An 18,848-nucleotide genomic window follows, 5' to 3' on the forward strand; every position below is an offset into this window, starting at 1 on the left:
GCGCGCGATGGGTCTTGCCGCGAGCACCCATCGCGCGCAAGCGCGCTCCTACAGGGGTAGGCCTTTGCAACCCGTGTGGACGTGGTGTGCACGTACGGTGCAGTATCCCAAGCTACGCCTTATCCACCCACCGGGAGTGCAAGATGAGAAAGATCGCAATCGTAGCCGCAGGGCTGCTCGTGTGCGCCGCGGCACAAGCCGCCGATAACAGTGTGACCGTGCCGATGACCCTGGTGACCACGGATGGCACCGGTGCCTCGGTCGGTACGGTGACGGTCAGCGAAAGCGCAGGCGGCCTGGTATTCACCCCGAACCTCAAGGGCCTGCCGGCGGGTGAACATGGTTTCCATCTGCACGAGAAGCCGAGCTGTGCCCCGGGTGAGAAGGATGGCAAGAAGGGCGCTGCGCTCGCGGCGGGCGGTCATTTCGACCCGGAGCATTCCGGCAAGCACGAGGGGCCGGATTCGATGGCCGGCCATGAAGGCGATCTGCCGAAGATCACCGTGGGCGCCGATGGCACCGATACGACCGCCGTGACCGCGCCGCGGCTGAAGAGCCTGGGCACGTTGAAGGGGCATGCGTTGATGATCCACGCCGGTGGCGACAATTATTCCGATCAGCCGAAGCCGCTGGGCGGTGGTGGGGAGCGGATTGCCTGTGGTGTGGTGAAGTAAATCGCACACCCATCGCGCGCAAGCGCGTTTGGAGGGTGCGGCTGCGCCGCCGTGTCTTCATTCGCGCGCAAGCGCGCTCCTACAACAGCCGCTTTTGTAGGAGCGCGCTTGCGCGCGATTGAGGCCGCGCCGCTTTAGAACAGATCGATGCTGCCCAGGGTGACCGGCGCCGCGAGCTCACCGCGCGCGGTCAGGCTCTCAAACCCCTGCACGCTGTTCCGCCCGTTCTGCTTGGCGTAATACAGCGCCTTATCCGCGCGGTCGAGCACGATCTCGGGGTAATCGTGTTCGCTGATCCGCGCATAGCCGATGCTCACCGTGACGTGGCCGACCTGTGGGAACGCCCACTGCGCGACGTGTTCGCGGAAACGCTCCAGCGCACCGGCGGCGGAGGCCTCGTCTTCCGAGGCGAGCAACATCACGAACTCCTCGCCGCCGAAACGAAACAGCACATCATTCTGGCGGAAGCAGGCGCGCATCTGCTGCGCGAGCATCAGGATCACCTCGTCGCCATAGACGTGGCCCCAGGTGTCGTTGATGCGCTTGAAATGGTCGATATCGAGGATGGCGAGGTAGATCTGCGCTACGTCCTCGGTGAGGAGGCGGCGCTCTTCGTCACGCCGGGCCGCACGCGCCCGCTGGCGTTGCAACTTCAACAGCCGCTGCAAACGCTGTTCAAAGCTGCGGCGGTTGTACAAACCCGTGAGCTTGTCGCGCTCGCTTTCGTTGAGCAGGGCGATGTAGTTGGCGTAGATGCGGGCGAAGCCTTCCACCATCGTGCGCACGCCGTCGAGGCTGTCATCGGCTTCGAGCATCAGTGCGCCGATCGCGACATGTTCGCGGATGATCGGCACGACCAGGCGGCAACGGCCGTCGTCGGTCACGTCGGAGATGACTTCCAGCGTTTCCATGGCACAGACGATCGTGTCCACGGGATCACCATCGCGCATGGGCTCCACGGCTTCGACGACGCAGCGGCCCTCCGCGTTGCGGGTGCAGACGGTGAGCGATTCCACCGGGTGCATCAGGCTGTCGCCTGCCTTGCACAGGGTCACGCTCTTCACCGCGACCAGTTCGGCCATGGACAACACGAGGCTGTGGTCCAGGGCGTCGATGTCGCGGTGGTGGGTGAACTCCGCCACGGAGGCGAGGAGTCGGGATTCCGGCAAGCCACCGGCGAGCGAATGCCAGGCCGCGCTCACGGCCGGCCCATGCCCGCGGCCAGCGTGCCGCGCGTGAACAGTTGAAGTCGCACCGAACCCATCCTCCCCCGAGAAGGCCCCCTGTCAGGCCTGGTGATCGCGACGCAGGAAGAAGTTGCCCACTTCCCCTTGCTAGGTATAGCGACCGCAAAGTCGGCAACTTTAGTGCAAATTCTCGCGAAATGGTGAGAACTGTGACGTGTGTCTCAGGATATCCCTTCACATTTGTAGAAACCCCCTGTAGGAGAGCGCTAGCGCGATGGGTGCTCGCGGCAAGACCGGTCGCGCGCAAGCGCGCTCCTACAGGGCGAGTACCGGTCGCGCGCAAGCGCGCTCCTACAAGGGGGGCCAGGTGGTTAGCAGGGCGCGGTCGACGCCTACGCGGTGGCAGGAGCGGGTGGCGACGCCGTCGGTCAGGGCGGCGCGGAACAGCGGGGCCATGCCGCGTAGGGTGGCGGCGGCCATGCGGGCCTTGATCTGGTCGGGGCCGGTGCGCCGGAGCAGGTCGCTGGCCCATGCCGGGAGGAGGAACGCGCCGGCATGGAGGAAGACGTCTCGCGATAGCCCGGCCAGTGGTACCGGCAGGTCGAGGTCGGCCAGCACCTCGAGCACGACGCGGGTACGCTCGGTGTAAGCGAGCGTGGGGATGACGTCGGCCAGGTAATCGTCGAGGGCCGCCACCGAACCCGGCACGTCGCGCGCGCCCAGTGCTTCGGCGACACGGCGCGTCTCGTTGAAATACGTGTCGGCCGCCGCGTCGGGCACGGCGATCGGCCCGTACGCGCGGAAGCCGGCGAGGAAGCTGGCCATCTCGCTCACGTGTACCCAGGTCAGCAGGTCCGGATCGTCGGCAGCGTAAGGCAGGCCGGCCTCATCCACCCCGCGCACCTGCGCATGGATGGTCCGTACCCGCGCGATCATGCCGTGCGCCTCCGCCGTCGGCGCGTAGGTGGTGCCGCCGACGAAGGTGGTGGTCCGACGCAGCCGCCCGACCAGGTCCTCGCGGAAGTTCGAGTGGTCCCATACGCCGGCCAGCGCGCGCGGGTGCAGCGTCTGCAGGTATAGCGCACAGAGGCCGCCGGCGAGCATCCCGCAGAAGTCGTTATGGATACGCCAGGTCACTGACGTCGGCCCGAACAAGCCAGGATCGCCCGGCGGGTGGTCGTAATCGATACCGCCGGAAGGCGGCTTGGGGAAGGCGGTCATCACCCAGCGCCGGATCGGCGCGGAAGCGGGGCGTAGCAGGTTGCGAAGCATGCTTCAGTCCCCCGACCACCAGCCACGCCATTTAAAGAACAGCACCGGCAGGATCATGCTCACCACGATGATCAGCAGCGCGATCGGATAGCCCCAGTGCCAGTCCAGCTCCGGCATGTACTTGAAGTTCATGCCCCAGATGCCGGCCAGGATCACCGGCGGGATCGTCGCGACCGAGGTGACCGTGAGCACCTTCATGACGTGGTTCTGGTCGGTGCTGATGAAGCCGAGCGTCGCATCGAGCAGGAACTGCAGCTTGTTGGTGAGCTGGTCGTCGAACTCATCCAGCGTGCGCAGGTCGTGCTCGACCACGCGCAGGCGCACCTCCACCGCATCGGGCATCCAGTCGGGCTTCTTCGCCCGCACAAACGAGACGATGCGCTGCACACCAAGCATCGAGGAACGATTGCGCGCCTGCATGCCTTCCAGTCGCCCCACCTCGAGCATATAGCTGCGCAGCACCGGTGTGCCGAGCCGTTCCGGGGTGAACACGCGATCGGATAGCTTCTTCAGCTCGGCCGAGACATCCTCCATGCGCTGCGCGCCGAGGTTCACGATGGCCTCGACCAGGGTCGCCAGCACGTCGGCGCTGTTTTCCCAGTTCTGATGCGTGCAGCTTTCGTTCGCCATGTCGAACGCCGGCGATTCGCTGAAGCGCAGTGTCATCAGTACGTGGTTGGTGACCACGATACCGACCGGCTGCGCCGCATGGCCATTGTTCGTATCGGCGAAATAGGGGATCGACAGGTACATCGCGTCGTCATCCGTACGGATACGACTGGATAGCGCCAGGTTCACGATATCGGAACGCTCGGGCACGCGCAGGCCGGTGATTTCACTGGCGCAGTGGCGCTCGGCGTCGCTGGGTTCGAGCAGGTCGATCCAGATGGGTGCCTTCGGGCGGCCCATCCCGGGCATCCAGACCGTCGGGCGTTCGTGGTGTCCGTGTTCGTGGATGATCAGCACGTGTGTTCGGATTCCTGGCTACCGGGGGCACCGCCGGGCGAACCCGGCGGCGCGGGCAGTCTACGCCTCCAGCGAGGCGTCCAGCGTGATCTCAGCTTTCAATACCTTGGAGACCGGGCAGCCTTCCTTCGCCTGTTTCGCGATCCCGGCGAACGTTGCCTGATCGGTGCCGGGAATTTTCGCCTTGGCGGTCAGGTGGACCTTGGTGATGGAGAAGCCTTCGCCATCCTTCGCCAGGGTGACATCGGCCTTCGTCTCGATGCGGTCGGCCGTGAGGTTGTTGTTGCCGAGCATGAGCGCCAGCGCCATGGTGAAGCACGCGGCGTGTGCGGCGCCCAGCAGTTCTTCCGGGTTGCTGCCTGGTCCATCCTCGAAGCGTGACGCGAAGCCATACGGCGCGTCCTTAAGCACCCCGGTCTGGCTCGAGATGAGTCCCTGGCCTTCTTTGATGTTCCCGGTCCAGACGGCTTTGCCCCATTTCTGCATGATGCTTCTCCGGCGCGTGGTGGTGGGTGATGGATTGTGGTTGCGAAGGCGCGCATGCTTGCGCATCGATAAAGCTAACGCCCCGGCCATCGACAGAATGCGAAAGGGCGCCCGTGCTGGCTTGGAGAGAACGACGATGAGTGCGAACCCGAAACCGCTGGAAATTACCCACGAGCGCGTCAATGCGGTGTTCCTGGTGAAGGTGGATGGGCACGAGTGCGAGCTGGATTACCGGCTGGACGGCAAGACCATGGTTATCACCCACACCGGCGTGCCCGAGCCGGTCGCCGGCCGCGGCATCGCCAACCTGCTGACCCGCAAGGCCGTGGAAGTGGCCGCCGACAACGGCTGGAAAGTCCACCCCGCCTGCTCCTACGCCGTGCGCTGGTTCGAGCGCAACACCGAATACAAGAACCTGCTGGTCTGACCGGCATCGCTGGCTTTATGTAAGAGCGCGCTTGCGCGCGATGGCGTTTCCCGCAAGCCCCATCGCGCGCAAGCGCGCTCCTACAGGGTGATTCAGGTGTGGTAGGTTTCACGACTCCTACACGCCCTGAGCCAAGACCGATGCGTACAACGTGGATCGCCGCCGCCGTAGCGCTTGCCTGTGTCACTTCTGCCCAGGCCGAGCCTGCCCCGAAAGTCGACGATCCGCGCATCGCTGCCATCCTGGAAAGCCTGGCCAAGGTGCGCACCGTGGAATCCGTCGCGCTCTCGCCGGATGGCAAGCACCTGGCCTGGGCGGTGAAGACCGATGGCAAGCCGGTGTTGCAGGTCGCCGATGCCGATGGCCGTAATGCGCGTCGCGTGACCACGACGAAAGGCTGCAGCGAAACCAGCGCGGCCTGGGCCTCCGATTCGAAGCATCTCGCCTTCCTTTCCGATTGCGCCGGCAAGGGCGCGGGCGTGGAAGAGGGCAAGCAGAATGACATCCAGGTGGTCGATACAACGACCAAAGCCGCGCCGCAGCGTCTGACTCACCTCACCGGCTACGTCAGCGGCCTCGAGTGGTCGGCTGACGGCAAGCAGCTCGCCTTCCTTTATGTCCCTAACGCCACCCGCCGCGCCAGCGCGACGGCCGCGGCGAAACCGCAGCTGGGCGAGATCGGTGTGGAAGGGATCGAGGTGCAGCAGGTCGCGACCGTCGGCGCCACGGGCGGTGCGGTCCACGTGCTTACCCCAGCAGGCCTGCACGTTTACGAGTACGCGCTTTCGGCCGATGCCAAACGCATCGCCTATGTGGCCGCCGAGCCGCCGGGTGACAACAACTGGTGGGTGGCCAAGCTCTATGTCCAGGCTGCCAGTGAAGGCGCCAAGGGCAACGTGATCGTCGATACCAACACCTTGAAGGGCCCGTTGAAGGATCTGCAACTGGCCGTGCCGCGCTTCTCCCCGGATGGCGCACGGATCGCCTTCATCGGTGGCCTTATGAGCGACCAGGGTTCCACCGGTGGCGATATCTGGACCGTGCCCGCGAACGGTGGCACGCCAGAGGACATCACCCCGGGTACCCGCACCACGCCGGTGTGGCTGTCGTGGGCCGCCAATGATCGTCTCGTGGTCTCCGAACAGGTCGCCGGTGCCAGCCGCGTCTCGAGCTACGCGGTGCCGGCCGAAGGCGCCGCCACGCCGACCACCCTGTTCGACCTGCCGATGTCGCTCGGCGATGGCCGTCTCTCCATGTCGCTGTCGCTGAACCAGGACAACAGCCGCGCCGCCTTTGTTGCCAGTAGCTTCGACCAGCCATACGAAGTGCATGTCGCCGACCTCGCCAGCAAGGCCGCTCCGGCCGCCGTGACCTCGTTCAACGCCGGCCTCAAGCCGTCGTGGGGCAAGGCCGAATCGATCACCTGGAAGAATGAGGGCCATGATGTCCAGGGCTGGCTGCTCTACCCGGCCAACTACGACCCGGCCAAGCGCTACGGCATGATCGTCACGATCCACGGCGGCCCGGCCGCTGCCGTGCTCCCACGCTGGCCCGGCATCGGCTACGGCGCGGCACCGCTCTCGGCGCTGGGCTACTTCGTCTTCATGCCCAACCCGCGCGGCAGCTTTGGCCAGGGCGAGGCCTTCGTCCAGGCCAACCGCAAGGATTTCGGCTACGGCGACCTGCGTGATGCGCTCGCCGGCGTCGATACCATCGAGAAGAGCCACCCGGTGGACGACAAGCGCCTCGGCCTCACCGGCTGGAGCTATGGCGGCTTCATGACCATGTTCGCGGTGACCCAGACCGATCGATTCAAGGCCGCCGTGGCGGGCGCCGGCATCTCGAACTGGCAGAGCTACTACGGGCAGAACCTGATCGACCAGTGGATGAAGCCGTACTTCGGCGCCTCGGTGTACGACGACCCGGGCGTTTACGGCAAGAGCTCGGCGATCAACTACATCAAGCATGTGAAGACCCCGACCCTGGTGGTCGTGGGCGAGCGCGATGCCGAGACCCCGGCCCCGCAGTCGTTCGAGTTCTGGCACGCGTTGCGGGCCCAGGGCGTGCCCACCTCGCTGGTGGTTTACCCGGGTGAGGGCCATGGCTTCGCCCGCGATGCCAGCCGCCGTGATGTGCTGGCCCGTGCCCTGGCCTGGTTCGACAAGTACCTCGCCGCCCCGGCCAAGGGGGGCTGACCGCCCCCCCGGGACGAACGGCACGGATTGCGTTTTTCTGCGGAGGCAGCATCATGCGTGCTGGACCCGCCAGTCTCACCCAAGGTGAAGACGGCGGGACGCGGCATGGTCAGGGGCATTAAAGTTGGGAGTGCCCATGGCCGATAAGCCAGGGATAAGTCATATCGCGCCCGGGCTGTCCCCAGGTTCCCTGGCGATGTCACGATGGTTGATGGGTCCCAGCGCCTGGCACAGCCAGGCCGGAGCGAGGCGTGCTGACAATTAGCGTCGAATACGGCATCCACCATGCCGTCTCGAAGTGCGCACGCTGGCCCTTTGCGGGGCCGGGCGAATCCAGCTGCTCCGGGTTCAGCACCAGCGGTGCCGGCTTAGGCTGGCTGGTCTCGCTGGTGGTGGTCCTGGCGGTGGCCTCCATCGTCATCGCCATGCTGGTCACCCAGCGCCGCAAGCTCAATGCCCGCCTGAAGGATCCGCGCGAGGAAGCCCGCCGGGCCCTGGCATTCCATGCATATCACGACACCCTGACCGGGCTGCCCAACCGCGCCTTCCTCATGCGCGAGCTTGAGGAGGCCCTGAAGGAGTCGCGCGAGGCGATGCTCGCGGTCATGTTCATCGACCTTGATGGCTTCAAGTCGATTAACGACACCCTGGGCCACGAGGCCGGCGATACCTTCCTGCGCGCCGTGGCGTCTTCATTGCGCAGCAGCGTGCGCGAGCGCGACACCGTCTCGCGCTTCGGCGGCGATGAATTCGTCGTCGTGGTGAAAAACTACGGCGGCATGGAGAACCTGGTGCGGGTGTGCCGCAAGGTGCTCGACCTGGTCTCCCAGCCAGTGAACGTCGCTGGCCAGCTCGTGGCGGTGAGCCCCAGTATCGGTGTCGCGATCGCCCCGCAGGATGGTCACGAAGCGGATAGCCTGATCCGCAACGCCGATGCCGCCATGTACGCGGTAAAGGAAACCGGCAAGGCCGATTTCCGCTTCTACGAAGAGGGCATGCTCGAGGCCGCCCGCGAGCGCCTGGCGTTGACCGTGGAACTGCGCGAAGCCCTGCAGCGCGGCGAGCTGGATGTGGAATACCAGCCAAAGCGCCACCTGCACGATGGCAGCCTGGCGGGCGTGGAAGCGCTGGCACGCTGGCACCACCCGGTGCGCGGCGATGTACCGCCCAGCGTCTTCGTGGCGGTGGCCGAACGCTCCGGGCTCATCCACGGGCTGGGTGAATACGTGCTGCGCGCGGTGCTTGCCCAGGTCCAGGCCTGGGATAAGGCCGGCCGCCACGTCGATTACGTGGCGATCAACCTTTCGATGCACGAGCTGAGCCGACCGGCGTTTGTCGAGACGCTGCATCGCGTGGTGCGCTCGTTTGGCGTGGATCCGACACGGATCCGCTTCGAGCTCACCGAATCCACCGCCATGCGCGAGCCGGAAGAAACCCTGCGCCAGCTGGTCAAGCTGCGTTCGCATGGCTTCGACCTGCTGATCGACGATTTCGGCGCCGGTTACTGGAACCTCAGCCACCTGCGCGAACTGCCGGTGGGCACGATCAAGATCGACCAGAGCTTTGTCCGTGGCAGCGATTCGAACCTGGCCGATCGCGAGATCACCGAGGCGATCATCGGCCTTGCCAAGAAACTGAATATGCGGACCATCGCCGAGGGCGTGGAAACCGAAGCGCAGGCCGATTGGCTGCGCGGCCTGGGTTGCGATATCGGCCAGGGCTATTTCTTCGCTCGCCCCATGACAGCTGATGCCTTCAGCCGTTACCTTGACCCTTCGATGGCTTATGCAGGCTGAGCGTACGCACCGGCCCCTCCGCTTCCTGCTGTTGCGCGCCTTCCTTATTGCCTTCGTTGCCTCGCTGTCATGCCTGGGTGTTGCGAGCGCACAGGTCGCGCCGAAGGTCGGCGTGGATCCGTGGGCGGCGTACGAGACCGCCTGGTTCGATAGCGTCGGCGTCGCCGATGGCCTGCCGCATTCCACCACCACGGCGATCGTGCAGGATAAGGCCGGTGTTATCTGGATCGGCACCTTCGGTGGCCTGGCCCGCTATGACGGGTACCGTATGCAGGTGTTCGGCCAGGAGCCGGATTCCTACGGCGGTGCGGTGCTCCCGGATGCCTATGTGCGTGCGCTCATGCCACTGGACGACGGCGGCCTGCTGGTCGGTACCAATGCCGGCGGCCTGCTGCGCTTCGATCCGAAAACCGTGCGCTTCCACCTTTATCCGGTAGGGAAGGGTGGCACCGCCAACGGCAAGGTCTTCGCGATCGCCCGCTCGGGGGATCCCGACGTGTTCTGGATCGCCACCGAAGGCGGCCTGGATCGCCTGCAGCTTTCCACCGGGGTGATCACCCACGTCTCCGGCCAGCCCGGCGACGACCCGTCGATGGTGTCGCGTACGTTCGCTGTCAGCGAAGATCGTGCCGGCAACCTGTGGCTGGGCCTGGACAACGGCGTGTTCGAGCGCAAGCCGGGTGGCCACTTCACACGCGTGACCTCGAGCGATGCGGAGATCGATGCGATCCTGCACGACCAGGTCTGGACGCTGTACGAAGACAGCAAGGCGCGCATGTGGATCGGCACAGGGCAATCGGGCGCTGTCTACGTTGCTCCCGATGGGCACGCGCATGCCGTCGCCGGCTTATCCGGCAAGACCGGCATGGCCCGCCGGCGCACGATCCGCGCGTTCCGCGAGACGCCTGAGCACGTGCTGTGGTCTGCGACCGATGGCGCGGGCGTGATCACTTACGACTTCAATACGGGCCAGTTGCGCGCGTTGGCACATGACGCCGCCATGGCCTCGTCGCTGCCCGGCGATATCACCCGCGATATCCTGCAGGACCGCACGGGCAATATCTGGGTGGCAACGGAACTAGGCGCCGCGCACTACGATCCGAACGGGCGCAAGGTGTTCTCCGTGCTGCCCTCGCCGTTGCAATCGCACACCTTGTCGAACGCCAACGTGCATTCGGTGTTTGTCGATCCGCGCGGGCGGATCTGGCTCGGCCTCGGCATGGGGCGCATCGATGTGCTCGACCTCGGCAGCGGCGGCATGCGCCACCTGCAACTAGGTGGCGAGCAGGCCGAGCGCGATGTGCAGGCGTTCGTCGTGGCACCGGATGGTTCGATCTGGGCCGGTGCGCAGGGCATTTCGCGCATCGATCCGAATACCTTCGCGCTGCAGAGCTCGGTGATCCCGAGCCTGGATGGCCGGCTCATCCTTTCCATGCAGCGCGATGGCAACGACCTGCTCATCGGCACCTACGATGGCTTGTTCCGCTACGACACGGTCAGCGGCGCGCTGCGCCAGATGCGCCACGATGACAAGGATCCGCGCAGCCTGGTCGGCGACCAGGTTCGCTACATCGTGCGCATGGCGCATTCGTGGTGGTTCGCCACCATCAGCGGTATCAGCATCTCGTATGACGGCCAGCCCGGCTTCGTGAATATCAGCCATCAGCCTGCGGATCCCGCGAGCCTGCCGCAGGATTACACCGGGTCCATGGCGTTCGATTCGCATAAGCGCCTGTGGCTGGGCACGTTCGGTGGTATCGCGTACCTGGATGATTTCCGTGAACGCGGGCCGTTCCATTTTGGCGTGATCGGCGCGCGCGAGGGCCTGGTCAACACCAAGATCAATGCGTTGCTGGTGGATAACGACGACCGCGTGTGGGCTTCGATGGCCAACGGCGTGGCGATGGTCGACGCGGCCAGCCACCGGGTGTTCGACCTGGGCATTCGCGATGGCCTGCGTATCCCGAGTTATATCCATCGGGCGGCAGCGGAGGCGCCCGGTGGCGAGCTGATGTTCGGCGGCCTCGGCGGCCTGACCGTGGTCCGCCCGTACTGGATCGCGCCGCAGATGGCGTCACCGCGCCTGGCGATCACGCACATCGCGATGAACGACAAATCGGTGCCGCTGGCCCAGCTGCCGGAAGAGGGTGGCCGGATCAAGCTGGATGGCGATGGACGGAACCTGCGCGTGGATTTTGCGTTGCTGGATTACCGGGCGCCGCAGGAAACCCATTACGCGTATCGCATGGATGATACGGATACGGCGTGGAACGAGGTGGCGCGCGGCATCCCGCCGAGCGCGATTTATACGAACCTCGCCAGCGGGACGTATACGCTGCGTCTGCGGGCGACGATGCGTGGCCTGGATGCGCGGACGATCGAGACGTCGGTGCGGGTGGACGTGGTGCCGCGCTGGTATGAGAGCCCGTGGACGTTGTTGTTGGGCGTGGCGTTGGCCGTGGCGATGTTCTTCGGCCTGGTGTACCTGCGCACGCTGTATCTGCGCCGCCGTGCGGAGCTGTTGCAGGCGCAGGTCGAGGCGCGTACGCGTGACCTGAAGGCGGCGAATGAGCGGCTGGATCACCTGGCGGGTACGGATGAGCTGACGGGTTCGTTGAACCGGCGGCGTTTCCTGGAGCAGGCCGAGCGGGTGCGCCAGGGGGCGGCGTCGGATGGCATTCCGTTTAGCATGGTGTTGCTGGATATCGATGACTTCAAGACGGTGAACGATACGTTTGGCCACCTGGCGGGGGATACGGTGATCCGCGAGACGATGCGGGTGATTTCGTCGATGTGTCGGGCGGATGATTTGGCGGGGCGTTTTGGTGGTGAGGAGTTCATCCTGTGCTTGCCGGGGGCGCTGGCGGAGCATGCGTTGGATATCACCGAGCGGGTGCGCCATGCGTTGGCGTCGCAGGTGATCGTGCACGGGGATTACCGGATCCGGATCACGGTGAGTGCAGGCGTGGCGATGTGGCGTTCGCCGGAGTCGCTGAACTCGCTGCTGGGCCGCGCCGATGAGGCGCTCTACGAAGCGAAGAACGACGGCCGCAACCGCAGCCGCATCGCCAGCCTCTGATTCGAATCGGTTCATTCGCTCACGCGAATGCATGTTTTGATCGAACAGGCTCGCCTTCGGCTTCGCAGGGCTTGGCTTACGCCATCGCGTTAGCGCGCAGACGTGGTCGCAGGAGTCCACCCTGTGGGCGACATTTTCCGCTGCGACGTGCAGTGCTTGTAACGATATCGAGACCGGCGGATTCAGGCCTTTTGCACCGCCGTTGCTTCCAGGCCTTTCTGGCCTTGAACCACAACGAATGACACTTTCTGTCCTTCCTCGAGAGATTTGAAGCCGCTCCCTTCAATGGATCGGAAATGTACAAACACGTCGTCGCCACCATTGCGTGAAATGAAGCCGAATCCCTTTGCATCATTGAACCATTTAACTGTACCGAACTCTCTGTCGCTCATGACACATCCTTACGTTGACCCCTGTGTTCCGAACCGAGGTATTGCTCGGGTTGGTTAGAAGGGAGTTTCGTCGTTGTTAACCCGAACTTCGGTCGCGTACCAGGGGCCATCCACGCCTTGGTGCAGCTCGAACTCGACGCGCTGGCCAGCATGCAATCGAATTGCATCTTCAGGCATGCGTGGCTCGTTGGGTTTTTCAGCCTGCGACTCGGCGGCGAACAGGGCTTTCAGCCAGGCGGGCATATGAAGCCAGATTTGCTGGAGCATGGCTCGATCCTCCTTGGTGGAGTACGGCGCTGTCGTCACTTCGGTTTGACTTTCTCGGCCTGCGGACCCTTCTGCCCTTGGACTACCTCGTACTCAACTTTCTGTCCTTCCGCGAGACTCTTGAATCCCTGGGCTTCAATGGCGCGGAAATGTACGAAGACATCGGGACCGCCCCCATCCTGGGTAATGAAGCCAAAGCCCTTCGCATCGTTGAACCACTTAACTGTGCCTGTCGCCATGACACGTTCCTCGGTTTGCCCCTGCATTGCCACATTACGCTGCAGCGATACACAGCAACATCGGGGAGCGATGGCGATCGCTACGCAATTGAGGCAGGCGGTTCGTAAGTCTCGGAATGCGAAGCGAATCTGCGGGTGCCCGTTCTGGGATGCGATCCTGAATTAGTCGCGGAAGTTTTCGAACTGGAGCGGGAGTTCGAAGTCGGCCTTGCGGAGCAGGGCGATCGCGTCCTGCAGGTCGTCGCGCTTCTTGCCGGTCACGCGGACCTTCTCGCCGTTGATCTGCGCCTCGACCTTCAGCTTGGCTTCCTTCAGTTTCGCGATGATCTTCTTCGCGATCGGCTGCTCGATACCCTGCTTCACCGTCACCTTCTGGCGCGCCTCCGCCAGGTTGGTCTCCAGCTTGCCCACATCCAGCGCACGCAGGTCGATCTGCCGGGCTGCCAGGCGCGCACGCAGGATGTCGTGCAGCTGGTTCACCTGGAACTCGTTATCCGCCCTCTGCGTAATCGTATTTTCCTCCAGCTCGAACTTCGCGCTCGTTCCCTTCAGGTCAAAGCGGCTCGACACCTCACGGTTTGCCTGTTCCACGGCATTACGCAGTTCGTGCTTATCCACTTCCGAAACGATGTCAAAAGAAGGCATGGGGAAAATCCTCGTTAAGGGGTACAGCCGACAAGTCTACGCGACAGAGCTACCATATGCGTTTGCACCATCAGGCAGACCCCACCCATGGAATACGATGCCATTGTCATCGGCGCAGGCGCTGCGGGCCTGATGACAGCCATCGTCGCCGGCCAGCGCGGCCGGCGGGTGCTCGTGCTTGACCACGCCAACAAGGCCGGCAAGAAGATCCTGATGTCCGGCGGCGGGCGCTGCAACTTCACCCATACCCACACCACGCCCGCCAACTTCCTCAGCCGGAACCCACATTTCTGCAAATCCGCCCTGGCCCGGTATACCCCCTGGCACTTCATCGACATGGTCGAGAAGCACCGGATCAAATACCACGAGAAAAGTCCCGGACAGCTGTTCTGCGATGACTCCTCCAAGTTGATTGTCCGCATGCTGCTGGACGAATGCGCCGCGGCCGGCGTCCGGATCGAGCTGAACACGCCCGTGACGAAGATCAAGGCAGGCGAGGGCGGGTTTGGCTGTGAGACCCCGCTGGGCCGGTTCAGCGCGCCATCCCTGGTCATCGCCACCGGCGGGCTGTCGATTCCCAGTCTCGGCGCCTCCGGCTGGGGGTACGAGGTAGCGAAACAGTTTGGCCACAGCGTGCTGCCGGTCCGTGCGGGCCTGGTCCCGCTCACCCTCAGCGGCAAACACCAGGAACGTTACGACGGCCTGGCCGGTGTGGCGCTGCCGATCGAAGCCCGGGCGAACGGTGCCAGTTTCCGCGACGCCATGCTGTTCACCCACCGCGGCATCAGTGGCCCTTCGATCCTGCAGATATCGTCGTACTGGGAGCCTGGTGTCGACCTGCACCTGGACCTGCTGCCCGGTGAGGACGCGTACGAGCTGCTGAAGGCGGGCCGCGAGGAACGCCCGGCGGCGGAGTTCCGCACGGTGCTCTCCAGCCTGCTGCCGCGCCGCCTGGCCGAGCGCCTGTGCGAGGTGTGGCTGCCGAGCAAGCCGATGCGCCAGTACCGTGACGCCGAATTGAAGGAGATCGCGGCACAGTTGCAGGATTGGCCGCTGGTCGCCAGCGGCACCGAGGGCTACCGCACGGCCGAAGTCACCCTCGGTGGCGTGGATACCGACGAGGTGTCCTCGGCCACCCTCATGTCCAAACGCCAGCCCGGGCTGTATTTCGTCGGCGAAGTGCTCGACGTCACCGGACACCTGGGCGGCTACAACTTCCAATGGGCCTGGGCCTCGGGGCACGCCGCGGGCCAGGCCGTCTGACAGGAGCATCCGTTATGCGTATCGGCTTTATCGGTCTGGGCAGCATGGGCGCGGGCATGGCCGCGAACCTCATCAAGGGTGGCCACGAGGTCACCGTGTGGAACCGCAGCGCGGAGGCGGCGAAGGCGCTGGAAGCGCAGGGCGCGAAGGTCGCCGCGAGCGCTGCCGAGGCGGCGAACGGCGCCGAGGTCGTGCACAACATGTTGGCGAATGACGCCGCCGTGCGTGAGGTGATCCTCGGGAGCGTGCTGCCCGCCCTGGACCGCGGTGCGATCCACGTGAACCACGCCACGATCTCCGTGGGCCTGGCCGAGGAGTTGGCCGAGGCCCACGAAGCGAAAGGCATCGGTTTCGTTGCTGCTCCGGTCTTTGGCCGCCCCGAAGTCGCCGCGGCTGGCCATCTCAACATGCTCGCCTCGGGCAAGCCGGAGCACGTGGCGAAGGTCCAGCCGCTGCTCGAGTTGCTTGCGGCAAAGGTCTGGCCGTTGGGCGATGACCCGATCCGAGCGACGGTGGTGAAGATCGGCGGCAACTTCCTGATCGGCGCGGCCATCGAGAGCATGGCGGAAGCCAGCGCGCTCACCCGTGCCCACGGTGTCGAGGCGAAGGATTTCCTTGAGATCATGCAGAACACCTTGTTCTCGAGCCCGATCTACAAGGTCTACGGCGGCATGATCGCCGAGAATCGTTACGAGCCGGTCGGCTTCAAGCTCAGCCTCGGCTTCAAGGACGTGGGCCTGGCCCGCGCCGCCGCCGAGGCAAAGCGTGTGCCCATGCCGGTGGCCAGCGTCCTCCATGACGCCTTGCTGGAGTCGTTGAACCGCGGCGATGGCGATATCGACTGGGCCGGCCTGGCCCGCGTAGCCGCCGCCCGGGCTAACCTGAAGGATTGAAGCGTTAGAGCGTTTTTACGCACGTCTTCACAATCGCTACGCCACCCGGTTGGCGACAATCGGGCGGCACGATGTCGTGCGGCTTCCCAGGCGAGAAGACATGACCGCAAGCTGGAAAACGGTGTACGAGGGCCAGCACGAGGGCCGGGCGGTGACCGTGCGTGAATCGCAGGACGGCACGTTCAAGGTGCTGACCAAGCAGACCGTCCATGACGAAGGCATCGCTTACCAGGACGGCCACCGCTTCGTCCACGTTTCGCCCGCCAGCGTCGGCGAGCAGGTCGAAAGCGAGGTGAACTCCCGGGATTCCCTGGAAGAGGCACTTCGCGAACTGCACTTCTCCTCGGCCACGGTCTCCGCGATCGTCGACGGCCTGCCTTGACGCCCCAGCGCGCCTTTCTGCCATGATGGAGGCACGTTCCCCCATCCAGGCGCGCTCCGTCCATGGCAGAAACGACCCCGGCGTACGAGCGCAGCGTACCGCGCATCCTGATGTGCGAGCCCACGTTTTTCGAGGTCAGCTATGTCATCAATCCCTGGATGACGGACCATGTCCATGACACCACCCGTGAGCGTTCCCAGCGCCAGTGGGATGCCCTGCGTGAGACGGTGCACCGTCACGCCGATGTGGTGATCCAGCCGCCGGCCGCCGGCCAGCCCGACATGGTGTTTGCCGCCAACGCGGGCCTGGTCTTCGGCAACAGCTTTGTGCCTAGTCGCTTCCGCTACGACGAGCGGAAGGGCGAGGAGCCGCATAACCGCGCCTTTTTCACTCGCCACGGCTTCGATATCGTCGAGTTACCCGAGGGTGTGTATTTTGAAGGGGCGGGCGATGCGCTGTTCGATCGCGGGACGAGCCGCCGCCTGTGGATGGGGCATGGCCACCGTTCCGACGCGGAGGCCGCACCGGCCCTGGCGCGGTTGCTCGATGTCGAAGTATTGCCGCTGAAGCTGGCCGATCCGCGCTTCTACCATCTGGATACGTGCTTCTGCCCGCTGGCCAACGGCTATGTACTGTACTTCCCGGCCGCCTTCGATGCGCCGTCGCTCGCCCTGATCGAGCGTCATGTCCCGCCCTCCGAGCGGATCGTTGCCGATGAACCGGATGCCGTGGCGTTCGCCTGCAATGCGGTGAACATGGGCCGCATCGTCATCCTCAACCGGGCGAGCCCCGACCTGCGTGCGCGGCTGGAAGCTGCCGGCTTCATGGTCATCGAGGTCGCCCTCGATGAGTACATGAAATCCGGTGGTGCGGCGAAGTGCCTGACCCTTCGCCTCGACGAACCGATGGGCGCTTAGCAGGTCAGGCGTCGCGCCAGTCAACCACGCCATCGATGATGGTGTTGGTGCGGCCGCCGACCCAGACGTGCTCGCCGTTGATGCGGATGATGATCCGCGCATCGTGGCCGACCTCGCGGCCCTGGCTCACGATGTAGCCCCTGGCCAGCGTGCCGCTGTCATCATGGCTGGCGACATAGGCGGCGATCAGGCCATTGGCGGCACCCGATGCGGGGTCCTCGACGATGCCGACACCGGCGGGGAAAGCGCGAACGGCCAGGCCTTCGGCCGTGCGGGCAAAGACGCACAGGCCGAGCGTATCCGTGGCGAGGGCCAGCGCGCGGATCGCGGCATGGTCCGGGCGCCAGCCGCGCAGGGTGGCTTCGTCGGCGAATTCGGCTAGCCACCAGCGGCGACCGCCTTCGACACAGGCCGGCTTCAGCGGACCCAGGGTCACGCCATAGAGCACACTCGAAAGGCATTCACCGCCGCGCGAGGCATCGCCGACCACCCGCGCCCTGGGTGACTGCACGAACAGCTCACGCTGGGCGCCGCTACCTTCGACCAGGATCGGCAGCACGCCGGCGCCGCATTCCTGCCAGACCACGCCAGCGGCATCCGGCGTGATCAGCCCGGCATCGAGCGCGGCATGCGCGCTGCCGATCGTCGGGTGGCCGGCAAAGGGGATTTCCTTGCTAGGGGTGAAGATCCGCGCGCGGTAATCGGCGCCTTCCGCGCGTGCTGGCAGGAGGAAGGTGGTTTCCACCAGGTTGGTCCAGTGGGCGAAACGCTGCATGCGTTCGTCCGACCAGCCCTGGGCGTCGATCACTACGCCAAGGGGGTTACCCCCGCCGTGGCGGGCGGCAAAGACGTCGAGCTGCTTGTATCGAATGGGGGACATCGGCGGGGGAGCGAGGGGGGAAGAGGTGAATGATAGCCGCGTCCGGGGGTGCGACGGGGTTCACAAGGCCGGGCGTTGCCGCCAAGATGCGCGCTGGCTCGCCGTTTCCAGGACGCAATACCCACGCATGATCACCACGATCCTTATTATCCTCGTGACCTGTGTGGTCTCGTTCATCGCCTTGCAGAACCGTAAGCTCATGAATGACCTGGTGCTATGGCCGCCAGCGATCAACCGCAGCCGTGAGTACTACCGGCTGGTCAGCTATGGCCTGGTGCACGCCGATTTCGGCCACCTGTTCTTCAACATGCTCACGCTGTTCTTTTTCGGCCGGGCGATCGAGACCGTCTACACGAATGCGATGGGGCCGCTCGGTTTCGTCACGTTCTATATCGGCGCGCTGCTCTGTTCGATCCTGCCGACCTACATCAAGAACCGGAAAAACGCGGGTTACACCAGCCTCGGCGCATCCGGCGCGGTATCGGCGGTGCTATTCGCGTTTGTCCTGTTCGCGCCGTGGTCGCGGATCCTGGTCTTCATCGTCCCGATGCCAGCCATTCTTTACGCCATTCTTTTCGTGGCGTATTCGATCTACATGGACCGTCGTGGCGGCGATAACGTAAACCACGGCGCCCATCTGTGGGGTGCCGCTTACGGTGTCATCTTCACCATCGCGCTGCGCCCTGGTGTGCTCCCGCGCTTCCTTGAAATCATCTCGCAGCCCGGCGCTTCCTGATTCGGAACTGAACTTTTCCGACAAATTGATGTGACTTCGGGCGATACCTGTTACATCATCGGACTACCGGATCCCACAGATCGTTTTGATCATCCGGCATGCACGCGGGTTTCCCCGCTGGGGGGCGGTTCGCGTCGGCTACTACCGCAGGA

Annotated in this window: 19 protein-coding genes; 10 read left to right on the forward strand and 9 right to left on the reverse strand. The window is 64.7% G+C overall.

Annotated elements, in window-relative coordinates; translation table 11 throughout:
* Positions 1 to 143 precede the first annotated feature (143 nt).
* Entirely contained in the window at positions 144 to 674 is a 531-nt protein-coding gene (sodC, locus tag VGN46_RS09375) for a superoxide dismutase [Cu-Zn] SodC (RefSeq protein WP_331643023.1), read from the forward strand.
* 134 nt (positions 675 to 808) lie between these two features.
* On the opposite strand, the gene VGN46_RS09380 is transcribed toward sodC, so the two are convergent.
* The 4 genes from VGN46_RS09380 to VGN46_RS09395 form a co-directional block, all read right to left on the reverse strand.
* On the reverse strand, positions 809 to 1,876 hold the full coding sequence (locus VGN46_RS09380) for a GGDEF domain-containing protein (protein ID WP_331643025.1): 1,068 nt from the start codon (positions 1,874 to 1,876) through the stop codon (positions 809 to 811).
* A 336-nt stretch (positions 1,877 to 2,212) separates the two neighbouring features.
* Complete coding sequence (locus VGN46_RS09385; protein WP_331643027.1) at positions 2,213 to 3,133, reverse strand: oxygenase MpaB family protein; 921 nt, start codon at positions 3,131 to 3,133, stop codon at positions 2,213 to 2,215.
* Between the two features lie 3 nt (positions 3,134 to 3,136).
* Positions 3,137 to 4,099, reverse strand: coding sequence for a CorA family divalent cation transporter (locus tag VGN46_RS09390; RefSeq protein WP_331643029.1), 963 nt, complete (start codon positions 4,097 to 4,099; stop codon positions 3,137 to 3,139).
* 60 nt (positions 4,100 to 4,159) lie between these two features.
* The gene (locus tag VGN46_RS09395) at positions 4,160 to 4,585 is read right to left on the reverse strand and encodes an OsmC family protein (RefSeq protein ID WP_331643031.1); all 426 of its coding nucleotides are present in this window, start codon (positions 4,583 to 4,585) and stop codon (positions 4,160 to 4,162) included.
* Between the two features lie 136 nt (positions 4,586 to 4,721).
* On the opposite strand from VGN46_RS09395, the gene VGN46_RS09400 reads away from it, so the two are divergent.
* The 4 genes from VGN46_RS09400 (at position 4,722) to VGN46_RS09415 (ending at position 12,082) form a co-directional block, all read left to right on the forward strand.
* Positions 4,722 to 5,012: a GNAT family N-acetyltransferase gene (locus VGN46_RS09400; protein WP_331643033.1), complete on the forward strand. Its 291-nt coding sequence runs from the start codon at positions 4,722 to 4,724 to the stop codon at positions 5,010 to 5,012.
* A 140-nt stretch (positions 5,013 to 5,152) separates the two neighbouring features.
* Positions 5,153 to 7,207 (forward strand): S9 family peptidase, encoded by a 2,055-nt coding sequence (locus tag VGN46_RS09405; protein ID WP_331643035.1) that lies wholly within the window; start codon positions 5,153 to 5,155, stop codon positions 7,205 to 7,207.
* Between the two features lie 251 nt (positions 7,208 to 7,458).
* A complete protein-coding gene (locus VGN46_RS09410; RefSeq protein WP_331643037.1) occupies positions 7,459 to 9,003 on the forward strand; it encodes a putative bifunctional diguanylate cyclase/phosphodiesterase in 1,545 nt (514 codons plus the stop codon).
* Positions 8,993 to 12,082 carry a diguanylate cyclase gene (locus VGN46_RS09415; RefSeq protein WP_331643039.1) on the forward strand — a complete coding sequence of 1,030 codons (3,090 nt, stop codon included), beginning with the start codon at positions 8,993 to 8,995 and terminating at the stop codon, positions 12,080 to 12,082. Before VGN46_RS09410 ends, VGN46_RS09415 begins: the two co-directional genes overlap by 11 nt.
* Positions 12,083 to 12,264: 182 nt before the next feature.
* Here the strand turns inward: VGN46_RS09415 and VGN46_RS09420 are convergent, their stop codons facing one another.
* From VGN46_RS09420 to VGN46_RS09435, 4 genes are all read right to left on the reverse strand, one after another.
* Positions 12,265 to 12,474 (reverse strand): cold-shock protein, encoded by a 210-nt coding sequence (locus VGN46_RS09420; RefSeq protein WP_331643041.1) that lies wholly within the window; start codon positions 12,472 to 12,474, stop codon positions 12,265 to 12,267.
* Positions 12,475 to 12,528: 54 nt separating this feature from the next.
* Entirely contained in the window at positions 12,529 to 12,741 is a 213-nt protein-coding gene (locus VGN46_RS09425; protein WP_331643043.1) for a hypothetical protein, read from the reverse strand.
* 35 nt (positions 12,742 to 12,776) lie between these two features.
* Positions 12,777 to 12,980 (reverse strand): cold-shock protein, encoded by a 204-nt coding sequence (locus VGN46_RS09430; protein ID WP_331643045.1) that lies wholly within the window; start codon positions 12,978 to 12,980, stop codon positions 12,777 to 12,779.
* A gap of 162 nt (positions 12,981 to 13,142) precedes the next feature.
* Positions 13,143 to 13,625: a YajQ family cyclic di-GMP-binding protein gene (locus tag VGN46_RS09435; RefSeq protein ID WP_331643047.1), complete on the reverse strand. Its 483-nt coding sequence runs from the start codon at positions 13,623 to 13,625 to the stop codon at positions 13,143 to 13,145.
* An 87-nt stretch (positions 13,626 to 13,712) separates the two neighbouring features.
* Between VGN46_RS09435 and VGN46_RS09440 the strand changes: the two genes are divergently transcribed.
* From VGN46_RS09440 to VGN46_RS09455, 4 genes are all read left to right on the forward strand, one after another.
* On the forward strand, positions 13,713 to 14,888 hold the full coding sequence (locus VGN46_RS09440; protein WP_331643049.1) for an NAD(P)/FAD-dependent oxidoreductase: 1,176 nt from the start codon (positions 13,713 to 13,715) through the stop codon (positions 14,886 to 14,888).
* A gap of 14 nt (positions 14,889 to 14,902) precedes the next feature.
* Positions 14,903 to 15,781 (forward strand): NAD(P)-dependent oxidoreductase, encoded by an 879-nt coding sequence (locus tag VGN46_RS09445; protein ID WP_331643051.1) that lies wholly within the window; start codon positions 14,903 to 14,905, stop codon positions 15,779 to 15,781.
* 100 nt (positions 15,782 to 15,881) lie between these two features.
* Positions 15,882 to 16,163 (forward strand): hypothetical protein, encoded by a 282-nt coding sequence (locus VGN46_RS09450; protein WP_331643053.1) that lies wholly within the window; start codon positions 15,882 to 15,884, stop codon positions 16,161 to 16,163.
* Positions 16,164 to 16,225: 62 nt separating this feature from the next.
* Entirely contained in the window at positions 16,226 to 17,080 is an 855-nt protein-coding gene (locus VGN46_RS09455; RefSeq protein WP_331643055.1) for a nitrate reductase, read from the forward strand.
* A 4-nt stretch (positions 17,081 to 17,084) separates the two neighbouring features.
* On the opposite strand, the gene VGN46_RS09460 is transcribed toward VGN46_RS09455, so the two are convergent.
* On the reverse strand, positions 17,085 to 17,960 hold the full coding sequence (locus VGN46_RS09460; RefSeq protein ID WP_331643057.1) for a PhzF family phenazine biosynthesis protein: 876 nt from the start codon (positions 17,958 to 17,960) through the stop codon (positions 17,085 to 17,087).
* Positions 17,961 to 18,087: 127 nt separating this feature from the next.
* On the opposite strand from VGN46_RS09460, the gene VGN46_RS09465 reads away from it, so the two are divergent.
* Positions 18,088 to 18,696 carry a rhomboid family intramembrane serine protease gene (locus VGN46_RS09465; protein WP_331643060.1) on the forward strand — a complete coding sequence of 203 codons (609 nt, stop codon included), beginning with the start codon at positions 18,088 to 18,090 and terminating at the stop codon, positions 18,694 to 18,696.
* The last annotated feature ends 152 nt before the right edge of the window (positions 18,697 to 18,848 follow it).

The organism is Luteibacter sp., from assembly GCF_036500425.1.
Classification (GTDB): Bacteria; Pseudomonadota; Gammaproteobacteria; order Xanthomonadales; family Rhodanobacteraceae; genus Luteibacter.